Source organism: Dactylosporangium sp. NPDC051484 (assembly GCF_040689395.1).
GTDB lineage: Bacteria > Actinomycetota > Actinomycetes > Mycobacteriales > Micromonosporaceae > Dactylosporangium.
In genome coordinates, this window is record NZ_JBFAZX010000006.1 from 20,885 (window position 1) to 33,086 (window position 12,202).

8 protein-coding genes are annotated in these 12,202 nt (G+C 71.5%); 4 read left to right on the forward strand and 4 right to left on the reverse strand.

Annotated features, from left to right (window positions below):
* The first annotated feature begins 110 nt into the window (after positions 1–110).
* From AB0367_RS12960 to AB0367_RS12970, 3 genes are all read left to right on the forward strand, one after another.
* On the forward strand, positions 111–2,840 hold the full coding sequence (locus AB0367_RS12960; protein ID WP_366226460.1) for a LuxR C-terminal-related transcriptional regulator: 2,730 nt from the start codon (positions 111–113) through the stop codon (positions 2,838–2,840).
* A 57-nt stretch (positions 2,841–2,897) separates the two neighbouring features.
* Positions 2,898–3,572: a PP2C family protein-serine/threonine phosphatase gene (locus tag AB0367_RS12965; protein WP_366226461.1), complete on the forward strand. Its 675-nt coding sequence runs from the start codon at positions 2,898–2,900 to the stop codon at positions 3,570–3,572.
* A 391-nt stretch (positions 3,573–3,963) separates the two neighbouring features.
* Positions 3,964–4,884, forward strand: a complete 921-nt coding sequence (locus tag AB0367_RS12970) for a hypothetical protein (protein WP_366226462.1) — start codon at positions 3,964–3,966, stop codon at positions 4,882–4,884.
* 188 nt (positions 4,885–5,072) lie between these two features.
* On the opposite strand, the gene AB0367_RS12975 is transcribed toward AB0367_RS12970, so the two are convergent.
* Both AB0367_RS12975 and AB0367_RS12980 read right to left on the reverse strand, forming a co-directional pair.
* Positions 5,073–7,862 carry a LuxR C-terminal-related transcriptional regulator gene (locus AB0367_RS12975; protein ID WP_366226463.1) on the reverse strand — a complete coding sequence of 930 codons (2,790 nt, stop codon included), beginning with the start codon at positions 7,860–7,862 and terminating at the stop codon, positions 5,073–5,075.
* Positions 7,816–8,679 (reverse strand): formylglycine-generating enzyme family protein, encoded by an 864-nt coding sequence (locus AB0367_RS12980; protein ID WP_366226791.1) that lies wholly within the window; start codon positions 8,677–8,679, stop codon positions 7,816–7,818. The genes AB0367_RS12975 and AB0367_RS12980 overlap by 47 nt, the downstream gene beginning before the upstream one ends.
* A gap of 352 nt (positions 8,680–9,031) precedes the next feature.
* Here AB0367_RS12980 and AB0367_RS12985 point away from each other — a divergent pair, with 352 nt between their 5' ends.
* Positions 9,032–9,685, forward strand: coding sequence for a hypothetical protein (locus tag AB0367_RS12985; RefSeq protein WP_366226464.1), 654 nt, complete (start codon positions 9,032–9,034; stop codon positions 9,683–9,685).
* A gap of 55 nt (positions 9,686–9,740) precedes the next feature.
* Here the strand turns inward: AB0367_RS12985 and AB0367_RS12990 are convergent, their stop codons facing one another.
* Positions 9,741–10,772 carry a cation diffusion facilitator family transporter gene (locus tag AB0367_RS12990; RefSeq protein ID WP_366226465.1) on the reverse strand — a complete coding sequence of 344 codons (1,032 nt, stop codon included), beginning with the start codon at positions 10,770–10,772 and terminating at the stop codon, positions 9,741–9,743.
* 474 nt (positions 10,773–11,246) lie between these two features.
* Positions 11,247–11,888, reverse strand: coding sequence for a hypothetical protein (locus AB0367_RS12995; RefSeq protein ID WP_366226466.1), 642 nt, complete (start codon positions 11,886–11,888; stop codon positions 11,247–11,249).
* Between the last annotated feature and the right edge of the window lie 314 nt (positions 11,889–12,202).

The following is a 12,202-nucleotide window of genomic DNA, read 5'->3' on the forward strand; positions in this document are numbered from 1 at the left end:
GCAGACGGCCAATCACGCACGGGAAAGGTGCAGACCGGACACGTCGTAGACCCGCGGCTTCGGGAGTGACGGTGCATACCAGCCACCACGGCGAAACCACGCTTGACAGATTGGCGCACAACGACGCCGCCGAGCGGTTCCTCGGCTCGTCCGGCTGGACCGCGACGGTCCGGCCCCTGGAGGTGCGGCCGGCGCCGGCCATGGCGGAACTCGATCACGGGGTTCCGGCGCTGCCTGGAGTACACCTGGAGCGGGGACGGCTGCTCGATCACCTGGACGCGGCGGTGGAGCACCCGGTGACCCTCATCTGTGCGCCCACCGGCTGGGGCAAGACCGTGCTCGCCACGTCGTGGCTGCACGCCGGACGAGCGCTTGGGCGCACCGCCTACGTGCGGTTCGAGCCCAACTGCGGACCGGCCGCCTGGCGGCAGCTCGCCGCCGCGCTCACCGCGGCGGGCATCGCGCTGGACCCGGCCGCCCACGCGTGGAGCGACCGTCTGCCCGGGCGCGCCGTGGTGGTCCTCGACGACCTGCACAACGTCACCAACCGCACGGTGCTGCGCCGGCTCGAGCGCCTGATGACCCGCCTCGGCGAGCGGATCAGCTTCCTGCTGCTGGCCCGCAACGAGCCGCCGCTGTCGCTGTACCGCTGGCGCGTGCGCAGTCAGCTCACCGAGCTGCGCGCCGACCACCTTGCCTTCGCCCAGGCCGAGATCGCCGGGCTCGCCGAGCGCTTCGACGTGCGACTTGCCCAGCACTTCCGGTATGCCCTGTGGCACGTGACCGAGGGCTGGCCCGCTGCGGTCGCGGTGGCGCTGTCGGCGATGGTCGGCCGGCACGAGCCGGAGCGGATCGTCATCGACCTGGTCGCCGGCGAGGCGGGGCTGAACGAGCAGGTCGGCCTGACCGAGTACGTGCAGCGGGAGATCCTCGCGCACATCGACCCGGACGTCTACGACGTCATGCTGCGCACGTCGATCGTCGAGACCGTCTGCCCCGGCCTGGTCGAGGCCCTCACCGGCAGCCGCAACGGCGCCCGGCAGCTGGCCCAGGCCAGCCGGGCCAACGCGCTGGCCACCTTCTACGGCGGCTCGCACTCGTGGTATCGCTACCGCCGGCTGCTGCGCTCGGTGCTGCGCGTCGAGGTGCGCACCACGCTCGCGGCCGAGGAGCGCGGCCTGCACCGGGCGGCGGCCGGCTGGTACGCGGCGAACGGCCTGCCCCGCGACGCCGTCGTGCACGCCGTGCTCGGCGCGGACTGGGTGAGCGCGGAGCGATTATTCCTGCAGTACTGGCCGGAACTGTGCGGGTCGGGACCGTGCGCGATGGCGCCTCGGACCGGCCCGCATCCTCCCGCGGACATCGCCGAGCGCCCGATGCTCGCCTTCGCGCTGGCCATCTGCTGCCGCGACACCGGCGACACGGCCAGCATGTCGACGTTCATCCGGCTGGGCGAGCGCGCGCTGGGCGAGTCGCCGGCGGCGCTCAACGCCGAGATCCTGGCCGCGATGCGGCTCGCGGAGGCGATGACGGTCGAGGACGGGGAGCGCGCGGGCGCCACCGCGATACGGCTGCTGCGGCGCACCGACGAGGCCGACGGCGAACACCTCTACGCCGACGCCGCGGACGCGGCCCGGGCGATCGGCTACCTCGCGCTGTCCCAGTCGTACACCGCCACCGGCCAGCTCGACGGCGCCGACACGGCGCTCGAGCAGGGCGCGGGGCTGGCCCGCAAGTCCGGCTTCAACCTGCTCGTCGTCCAGGCCAACCGGCAGCAGGCGCTGGTACACCTGCACCGCGGGCGGCTGTCGGCGGCTGCGGCCTGCGCGCGGCGGGTGCTCGACGGCAGCCGGGACGCGGGCATCAGCGAGTCGCGCAGCATCAGCTACGCCCGGCAGGTGCTGGCCGCGGTCTGCCGGTTGCGCGGCCAGCTCGACGAGGCCCGCTACCACCTGGACGAGAGCATCACCGCCGAGGTACCACCCGACCCGTACGGCTGGGTAAGCGGCTCGATCAGCCTCGCCCTGCTGCTGCACGACCAGGAGGATCTGGCGGGCGCCGCGGAGGCACTGGAGCCGCTGCTCGGCAGCCGGATCGGCACCATGCCTCCGGTCGCCGAGGTCACCACACGGGTGCTGCACGCCGACCTGTGCCTGGCCGAGGGCCGCCTGGACAAGGCCCGGGCCGTGCTCGACGAGGTCGCCCGCCAGTGGCCGGACGCCCCCGAAGTGGCCCTCGCGAGGGCCCGGCTGAGCATCGCCCAGGGGCGGCCAGCGGCGGCGGCGCGCACGCTCGAGGGCATCCTCAACCGGCAGCCCGACTCCCTCGTGACGGCGGTCGCGGCGGCGGTACTGCTGGCGCAGGCCCTCCGGCAACTCGGCGACCTCGTCGGCGCCACCGAGCAGATCGAGCACGCGCTGCGCCTGGCCGCGCCCGAGGGCATCAGGGGCCCGTTCCTCGGCCACGGCGCGTGGATCACCGAGCTGCTCGAGCCCCCGCCGCAGGTGACACAGGCGCCCGAGGCACACCGGCAGGTCGGGCCGCGCCCGCCCGACCCCCGTTCCGAGTCACCATCCGAGTCACCATCCGAGCCGTCGTCCGAGCCGTCGTCCGAGCCCCTGGCGGCCCCCGCCACGGGGCAGATCACCGAACCGCTGACCGAACGGGAGACGTTGGTGCTGCAATACCTGCGCAGCATGCTCTCGGTCGCCGAGATCGCCACGGTGCTCAGCGTCTCGTCGAACACCGTCAAGACCCACGTCCGGCACGTCTACCGCAAGCTGGGGGTGAGCCGCCGGCGTGACGCGGTGCGCCGGGGAAGGGAGTTGAGCCTCATCTAGGCTCTCACCCGCCTTAGGCGAGCCGCAGGGTGCCCCGGTGGAGACACGATATGCGACATGGCGATGGCGGTGCGGGAGCAGATCAACGGGGTCCGGGTGGGCGTGCGGTACGCCGTCGCGGACCACGCCTCCAACGTCGGGGGCGACTGGTATCTTTCCACCCCGCTGCCCGGCGGGGACGTGATGCTCGCGGTCGGCGACGTGATGGGCCACGGCCGGGCCGCCGCCGCGACGATGCGGCAGTTGCGCGCGGCCATGAGCCGGCTGGCGCTCGCGGGTGACGAGCCCGGTGCGATCCTCGCGGCGCTCAACCGGATGCTGTGCCGACGCCCGAACACCACGCTGGCGACCGCCGTCTGCGGCCGGTTCCGCCCAGCCGACCACTCGCTGACCTGGTCGCGTGCCGGGCACCTGCCGATTCTGCGGGCCACCGCCGCCGGGGTGAGCGCGCTGGCCCAGCCCTCCGGCATGGCGCTGGGCGTCGACCCGGCCGCCCGCTATGCCACGGCCCGCGTCACGGTCGATGCCGGCGACCTGCTGCTGATGTACACCGACGGCGTCGTCGAGCAGCGCGACCGCGCCATCGACCAGGGCGTGCAGAGCCTCGTCGATGACGTCCGGCTCGCCATGCGCACCTCGGCGCCGGGCGAGCGGCTGCGCACCGCGCTCGACTTCGCCCACCGCAGCAACCCCGACGACGACGCCTGCCTGCTGGCCGCCGAGCCCGTGTAGCGCCGCCGGCCGCCGGTCCGCCACCCGGCCCTTCACCCATCGAGGGTGATCCCCATTCACCCGGCTCGCTCGAAAGATGTTCTCAGGCACGACACGTTGCCGACTGAGGCAGGCGCCGATGTCCGGGAACCGGGGAGGCCGGGGGATCCACCCATGTCCGCGGGAGGGATCAACCGATGCCCCGCAACCGGCGCGGAGGGGTCTGCGCCGGTGTCCGGTGCCGCGGGCGGCGGGACCGGACACCACGGGTCGGGCCTGTTCCGGGGGGAACAAGTAACGGGGGATATAGGCCGTGCCGGTCTTCGGTCTTCGACCGGGGACCGGCACGGCCTCACGCATTTCCCGGTGAATCAAGGATTTCCGCAGCTAACGCGAGGGAGAAGACGGGCGGATGCGGGTGACGGAATTTCGGATGTTCGGCACGACGATGCTCACGCTGGTGGGCACGCTGAACGTCTCGCAGGGTCTGCTGGTGGCTTTCGCCAGCGGCGGGGTCGGTTTCAACCGTAACGACGTGGCGTTCACCAGCGCCGGCACCTGGGCCGCGGCCACGGTGACGCTCGGTGTGCTGCTCACGGTCACCGGCCTCGCGCTGAGCGCCCGCAAGCACAGCGCCAAGCTGGCCGCGGTGAGCGTCGTGGCGCTGCACGCGATCTCCCAGCTGGCGATGCTGCGCGCCTACCCGGCGTGGTCGCTGCTGATGGTCACGCTGGACGTGATCATCCTGTTCATCCTCACGATCCCGCGGGGTAGCGTCGTCGCCCCCGAGGACCTCGAGCCCGAGGAGCCTCGCCGCCCGGTCTCGACGGCGAAGCTGGCCCTGCGCCGCAACAGCCGCTCCGACTCCTACCGCGGCCGGCACAAGAGGGGCCACCCGGTGGTGCGTCACAGCGCCGAGCTCAACGACATCATCATGATCGATATCATGGTCGACCCGGACGAGGACGACGTCCCCGTCACCGCGCCCGCCGTCACCGTGCCCTCGATGCAGGACACCGTCGTCGTCACCGCCTCGGTCGGCGCCCCGGTCGACTTCGTCCTGGCCGAGGAGACGATCGAGGCGGAGCTCGTCGGCGACCCGCCCACCACCTGGGTCCGCGCGATCGGCCAGGCGACTGTGCCGGTCGTGCTCGACGACCCGACGGACGAGTCGCGGGTGCCGGTCCAGCGCGCGTCCCTGGAGTCGCTGGACCCGCTGATCGACCCGCTGCCGATGGTCCTCGCGAGCGAGGCGGCGATCGCCCGGGCCGCCGTGGACGGCGAGGGCGAGAAACTGGCCGCGATCGGCGCGCGGCCCTACGTGAACCACTGAGCCACCCGCCCCGCCAGCAGCGGCGGCGTCCTCGTGGAGGACGCCGCCGCTGCTCTTTGTCTTGGCCCCGCTTATCTGCCGCGTCCCGTTCGCAGTGCCACAGCACGAACTGCCACAGCACGAACAAAGGGACAGCACAAAAAGGAGCGCGGCCCGGTTCGGGTCGCGCTCCTTAATCCTTGCGGCTGTTACAGCAGATTGAGCTCACGAGCGCGCTCAATCACCTCCCGCCGCCGACCCACGCCGAGCTTGCGGTAGATGTTCTTCATGTGCGTCTTCACGGTGTTGACGGACACGTAGAGCATCGAGGCGATCTCGCCGGCCGACAGGGTGCCCTGCAGGTAGCGCAGCACCGCCAGCTCCCGCTCGGTCAGCGGCTCGGCGAGCTCGCCGGCGGCCGCGGGCGGGCGGCCGAAGCCGTTGAGCTCCTGGGCGATGTCCTCCGCCAGGCCGCGGTAGCCGCTGCCCGCCGGCAGGTACGTGACGAGCAGCTCGCGCACCGGCTGGCCGCCGGCGACGAAGGGCCAGCGGATCGTCTCGTCGTCGGCGAAGCGCAGGGCCTGCTCCAGCCCCCGGCCGGCCTTGGAGCGGTCGCCCAGCGCGCGCAGGGCGCGGGCACTGGTGAGGTTGGCGTCAACCGTCCACACCAGCGACCCGGTCGTGGGCTCCAGGTAGGGCTGCACCGCGCCGAGGGCCGCCGCCGGGCGGCGCTCCGCGAGGTGGGCCTTGGCGCGCACCACGCCGAGCCAGGGCGCCAGCATCTCGACCGGTTCGAGGGTGAGCAGCCGCTTGGCCGCCTCCACGTCCCCGGCAGCCAGCCGCAGCTCCGCCTCGGCGAGAGTGACACAGTGCTGCATGCGCGGCGTGTATCGCCAGTCGGCGAGCTGCCGGCGGATGGCCGCCAGCTCGGTGCACGCGGCCCGCGCGTCGCCCGCGGCGGCGCGGATGTGCGCCCTCGTCATGGTCGCCACGGCCACCAGCGCCGGGTCGGCGAGCCCGCCCCCGTCCAGCGCACGGTCGAGGTAGTGCTCGGCCGCGCGGACCCGGGCCTGCAGGTAGCAGACCTCGGCGACGGTCAGCTGCGCCCACACCACGTCGCTGCCCTGCGTCTGGCCCTCGCGATCGGCCAGAGCCAGGGTCTCCTTGCCGTACCGCATCGCGGCGGTGAGCCGGCCCCGGGTCGCGTTGAGCTGGGCGAGCTGGCGCAGCGCGGCCAGCTGCGACTGGACCCCGCCACAGCGGCGGGCCAGGTTGAGCGACTCCATCAGCGCGTGCTCGGCCGCGACGAGATCGCCCTGGATGAGCCGCGCGCCGCCGACCGCCACGAGCGCCAGGGCGCGCATGCGCGCGGCGTCCTGGTCGTCGAGGCCGGTGTCCTCGCGCAGGAGGAGCGGGGCCGTCGCGAGGATCAGCTCAGGCTTCTGGCTCTGATGAGCCTCAGCCATCCGAAAGCTGTCCACGATCGGGCGGAGCGCCGCCCGCGCCGAGTCGACCAGGGTGTGCTGCGATCGGTCGACGAGATGCAGGAACGTCTCGGTGCCCTGCGGATCGCTCGCGTCGAGGCGCTCGGCCGCGAAGGCCAGGGCCAGCTTCGGATCGTTGCGGACCTCCTGTGGAGGCGGCGGCACCAGCTCCTTGATGGTGCGCATCCGGGCGCCCGGCACCAGCTCCTGCCAGCTCGCGGCCAGCAGGTCCGAGGCCTGGCTCCAGTTGCGCGCCGCGAGCGCGTGGCGCAGCGCGTCGGCCGGTTGGTCGTGCGAGGCGAACCAGTCCGCCGCCCGCCGGTGCAGCTGGCGCACCTGCTCTGGTCGGCGATGTCGGAGCTCGTCGTACAGCATGAGCCCGAATAGCGGGTGGCACCGGAACATGCCGGCGTTGCCGCTGCCCTGCACCACGAAGAGGTTCGAGTGCTCCAGCTGGGCCAGGATGCGGGCGCCGTCGACGCGGCCGGTGAGCGCCTCGACGAGCTCCGAGCTGACCTGGTCGAGGACCGACGTGCACAGGACGACTTCGCGGACGTCCTCCGGCAGCGTGTCGAAGACCTCGCCGACCAGGTACTCCCCCAGCGCCCGGTCCTGCAATGCGAAGCGGGGCACGAGGCTGTCCGGCTCCGGATGACCCTGCACCGCCAGCGCGGCCAGGCGCAGGCCGGCGGCCCACCCCTTCATCACCGCGTGCAGCTCGACGAGCGCCGACTCGGCCAGCCGCACGCCGTGCGCGTTGAGCATCTGTGCGGTCTCGTCGAGCGTGAACCCGAGCGGCCCGGTCCGCAGCTCGCTCAGCGCGCCGCGGATCCGGAATCGGTACAGCGTAAGCGCCGGATCGGTACGGCACGCGATGACGAGACGCAGGCGTTCACCCGACTGGGAGAGCAGCGTCTCCAGTTCCCCCCATACGCGCGGTACCGAGAGCTCCTGAAGGTCGTCGAGGACCAGGACCACGGGCGGGCCTGCCCGGCGCAGCAGGGTGACGAGCTCTTCCAGGGCCTCACCCGGGCCCTCGCCGGCCTCCTCGGCCGGGTGCTCCCCGGTCGCCTGAGTGACCGCGTCGACCACATGCTCCCAAAAACGTGGGCCGTGGTGTGCCTCGACCGTCAACCACGCGAGCGGCCAGGGCGCTCGCCCTGCCGCCACCCACTCGGCCAGCAGGGTGGTCTTGCCCCACCCCGCCGGAGCGGAGATCAATGTCAAAGGCCCCGCCACGGCGCGATCCAGAGCGTCCAGAAGACGCGGTCGCGGCACGTGATAGCGGGGCGGCTCGGGCACTGCGAAGTGCAGTGCGGGACGGGTGATGGTGTCAACGAGCGTTTTCTGCCCCAACGTATTTCGCCCCCTCCCACCCACCGCAGCACGGCGGATGACCACGGGATTGTGAGGCGACAAAAGGTGATGTCGCCTCACCCGTAGGGGGTGAACAAATGACGGTGCGTGATCACCCGGTTTTCGGGGCTTGCCTGCGCACACAGCGGAAGCCGACATGACAACTGCCGTTGTCGATCGCTTCAGGCTGCCGAGCCGCAGGCCGGAACCGGTGGTCGTAGTCTGTGGAGCACAGATACGAACCGCCCTTCAGCACCCGGCTGGCGAACACCGTAGCGCCGGGCGGCAAGTCTACACGGGGGTTCTCCGGGATCTCACCCTCGAGCTCACCGAACCGCGCGTTGCCCGAGCGATAGTAGTCCGACGTCCACTCCCACACGTTGCCGACGACGTCGAAGAGGCCGTATCCGTTGGCCGCGAACGCGCCGACCGGGCTCGTCCCGTGGCCGTCATCGCTGCGGTCCAGCCAGGGGAAGATCCCATGCCAGATGTTGGCGCGCCCGGGTTCGGGCTTGTCACCCCACGGGTACGGCGCCCCGTCCAGCCCGCCGCGCGCGGCGAACTCCCACTCGGCCTCGGTGGGCAGGTCCTTGCCGGCCCAGCTCGCGTACGCCATGGCGTCCTCGTAGGCGACGTGTACGACCGGGTGGGCGGACCGCTTGCGGATGTCCGAGCCCTCTCCGAACGGGTGACGCCAGGACGCGCCGGGCCGCAGTTCCCACCAGACACGCCAGTCGCGCAGCGGCACCGGACCCGGCGGCTGCACGAATACCATCGAACCCGGCGGTCCCTGATCGGTGGCCCGCTCGGCCACCGTCTGGTATGCGGTCTCCTGCACGAACAAGGCGAACTCCGCGTTCGTCACGGGGTGCGAGTCGATCCAGAAGCCATCGACCGCGACCTTGCGAACCGGCGCCTCTTCCGGATAGAAGCCCTCGGCACCCATTGCGAAGGTGCCACCGGGGATCCAGGCCATCTCCACGAGCGCATTGTGCGGACGGGCGCGGGTGACTAGTCCTCACCCACCCCGGGTGAGGGCCCGGGTCGCAGAACTGCGGGTATCAAGCCCCATTCGATCCCCATTCGAACCCCATTCGACGCTGCCGCGGGGGCTTTCACACGGGCTGGGTGATGCTCGGTCATCCGGGCCGGCCGAACGATCGCATCCAAAAGCACCGGTTCAACGCATTCGCGAGGGAGGGAGGTCGCCACACGAGCTTCGCCGGATTCGGCCGCGGCGCCTCCTCTCTTGTCCGCCGCGGCCGGTCGGCGAATCCGTGACCTCCCGGGATACGTGTGTCGGTTCAGGAAAAAGGGAGACAGAGGTCATGGCTGAGACCGCTACCACCCGCAAGAGCAGCGCCTGGTCCGGCTGGGTCACGTTCGCCGGCGTGCTGCTGGTCGTGCTCGGGGTGCTCAACATCCTCGAGGGCCTGGTCGCGCTGCTGCAGCGGCAGGTCGCCTTCATCGACGGCAGCAGCCTGGTCGTGGTAAACCTGACCGGGCTGGGCATCGTGATGATCGTCTTCGGCGCACTCCTCACCGCGTGCGGGATCGGGCTGCTGGCCCACAACAACGTGGCCCGGATCGCGGCGATCGTGATCGTGTCCCTGCATGCGCTCGCGCAGATCGGCTCGCTCGGCGCCTACCCGGTGTGGTCGCTGCTGATGATCACCCTCGACGTGATCATCCTGTACGCGCTCACCGTGCACTGGGCCCCGCTCGAACTCGAAACGGCGGCGCCACCGCCGGGCGGCGTACACCGGGCCGACCGGGATCAGCAGCGCGAGGCCGTCGCTTTCCCGATGAACCCGGCACGGGGCGGCCCGGCCCATGCCGCGCCGGACACGCCCGACGTTTCGGAGAAGGCCGCCGGGGGCTACGAGGGCCAACCGGCGCAGTATCAGAGCCAGGCCGAGGAGTACCAGGGACCGCGGCGCGGCGAGCACCAGTCGTATCAGCAGCCGGGGTCTGAATACTGATGCAACCGGCAAAGTCCGGCGACTCGCGTTGTCGCCGGACTTTTCGGCTGCTCGGCTACGTGTGGCGGTGGTGGTCCAGCGAGGCGTGGGCATGCGGCGCCGCCGGATCCGGGTGCACCGTGGCGGCCGTCAGGCGGGGCACGGCGTGCAGCAGGCGATGTTCCGCGTCGACCGCGATCGCGTGTGCCTCAGCGAGTGACAGGTTCGGACCTACCACCAGGTCGGTCTCGGCGTGCAGGCGGTGGCCGATCCAGCGCATCCGCAGCGCCGCCACGCGCAGGACCCCCGGCGTGCCGGCCAGCGTGTCCTCCGCCGTGGTCATGAGGGCCGGGTCGACGGCGTCCATCAGCCGCTGATACACCTCGCGCGCCGCGTCCTTCAAAACGAACAGGATCGCGACGGTGATGAGCAGGCCGACCAGCGGATCGGCCCAGCGCCAGCCGATCGCCACACCGCCCGCGCCGAGCAGGACGGCCAGGGACGTGAAGCCGTCGGTGCGAGCGTGCAGGCCGTCGGCGACCAGCGCGGCCGAGCCGATGCGACGGCCGACGCGGATCCGGTGGCGCGCGACGAGCTCGTTACCGGCGAAGCCGATGAGGCCGGCGGCGGCCACGAACGGCAGCCGGGTCACGACGGCAGGATGCACGAGCCGGTCCACGGCCGCGTACGCCGCGAGCGCCGCCGAGGCCGCGATGGTGAGCACGATGGCGATGCCGGCGAGGTCCTCCGCCCGGCCGTAACCGTAGGTGTACCGCCGATTCGCCGGCCGGCGGCCCAGGACGAAGGCCACCCCCAGCGGCACCGCCGTCAGTGCGTCGGCCACATTGTGCAGGGAGTCGCCGAGCAGCGCCACCGAGCCGGACCACACCGCGACGAGCGCCTGCGACGCGGCGGTGGCCCCGAGCACGAGCAGCGAGAACCACAGCGCCCGGATGCCCTCGCGGGAACCTTCCATCGCCGGGTCGACCTTGCCGGCGGCGTCGTGCGAGTGCGTCGCCACGACGTGCCGGAGCCGCCGCAGCAGCGCAGGACGAACGTATTCGTGATGCCCGTGGCCGTGATCATGGCCGTGGAAGTCCCGCGCCATGCGAACACCATCGCAGAAAAGGCGGAAGAATCGCGGACGCGTGCGGCGCCGGCGCGGGCCTGGGAGCGCGCCGGCGCCTAGGCGCCGTCCTGGTGGAGCAGGAACGTCTCAGAACGTGACTTGCGATGGGTGGGCGGCCTCCTCCGGATCAGCCGCCCACCCATCGGCTCCCGCCGCCCTCGCTGAAGATCGACCGGTGCTCAGGACGCGGGCCATACTCACCGCTGCCCCCTGAACCGTTGAGTACCCCCTGCTCAACGGTTTTTCACCGAGCGACCCAGCTAGGTCTGTCGCGCCGGGGACCACCGACGACGCGACGCCCGCGGCTGGCGGGACCGGACGGATCACTGAGGACGATGCAGCAGTCATCGAGTCAGTTCCGTCCGTCGCTTGACTTGTCACGTTAGGAATCCTGTCGTGGCCCGGAGTGATCCGTCGTCACCCGGGACGGGTGAAGCACCTGCCTGATCGACATCATGCGGAAGAGAGGTTGGCCATCTCCTTCTCGGCCATCTCCACCTCGGCCAGGAGCTTGGTGTGCTCCGCGATGAGCCCGTCCAGCAGCCGTCGTGTCACCTGGACACTGTCGTTGCCGACCGAGCGCGTGGTCGCCAGCAGGTTTTCGGCCGCCTCGCGCTGGCGCTGGCGGCGGGCGTCCCACTGGGCACGCCGGTTGGCCTCCGCCCGGGCCTCCTCGGCGCGGCGCTGAGCCAGGGCCGTCTGGAAGTCCCGCATGGTTTCCTCGGCGTGCTTGCGGGCGTCCGCGAGCAAAGCCTCGCCGGCGGAACGCGCGTTCTCGAGGTCCTGCCGGGCCTCGGCGCGCAGGGCTCCCGCCTCCTCCTCGGCGAGGTCGATCATCTGCTGGATGCGCCCGCCTACGACCTTCGCCGACTGGTCGGCGCAGGTGCACTTCTTGAGCTCAGTGCCGAGCTTCTCCACCCGGCCGGTGAGCTGCTGCTCCCGGTAACGCGCCGCGGCGAGCTCAGTCTCCGCCGTCGTCAGACGCATCTGCAACGTCGCGATGTACCTGTCGACCTGGGCCCGATGATAGCCCCGCAGGCTCAACTCGAAGCCGTTCTCGGGGCGAAGCTCGATCTCGCCCGCAACCGCGCTCATGCTGTCTCATCCCCCTCCCCGGCCCGTTCACGTGACGGGCGACAGCGCGAACGCTGCCGAGGACTGTGGTGACCACGCTTCATCCTTTCCGGGTGAGCCTTCGGCGGGTGGCGTGGCGGTGGAATGGTGTCGATGGAACCGTTGGCACGTAAGGGAAATCGCGGTGCCAGGGGCGGGCAGACCACCCAACCAGGGTGAGGCGCCGCAGCGTGCGGCGGTGCTTTGCTCGTCTCGTTTGACCCGGATGAAAGACCAGTGGAAAAACGCGGCCGGGAAAGCGATTTCGGGGGGCACGGGTGTCACAAGCGTTGGTA

Coding starts and splice junctions, on each gene's coding strand:
- AB0367_RS12965 (WP_366226461.1), top strand. CDS start 2,898: ATGGCGATGGCGGTGCGGGAGCAGATCAACGGGGTCCGGGTGGGCGTG.
- AB0367_RS12970 (WP_366226462.1), top strand. CDS start 3,964: ATGCGGGTGACGGAATTTCGGATGTTCGGCACGACGATGCTCACGCTG.
- AB0367_RS12975 (WP_366226463.1), bottom strand. CDS start 7,862: ATGTCGGCTTCCGCTGTGTGCGCAGGCAAGCCCCGAAAACCGGGTGAT.
- AB0367_RS12980 (WP_366226791.1), bottom strand. CDS start 8,679: ATGGCCTGGATCCCCGGTGGCACCTTCGCAATGGGTGCCGAGGGCTTC.
- AB0367_RS12985 (WP_366226464.1), top strand. CDS start 9,032: ATGGCTGAGACCGCTACCACCCGCAAGAGCAGCGCCTGGTCCGGCTGG.
- AB0367_RS12990 (WP_366226465.1), bottom strand. CDS start 10,772: ATGGCGCGGGACTTCCACGGCCATGATCACGGCCACGGGCATCACGAA.
- AB0367_RS12995 (WP_366226466.1), bottom strand. CDS start 11,888: ATGAGCGCGGTTGCGGGCGAGATCGAGCTTCGCCCCGAGAACGGCTTC.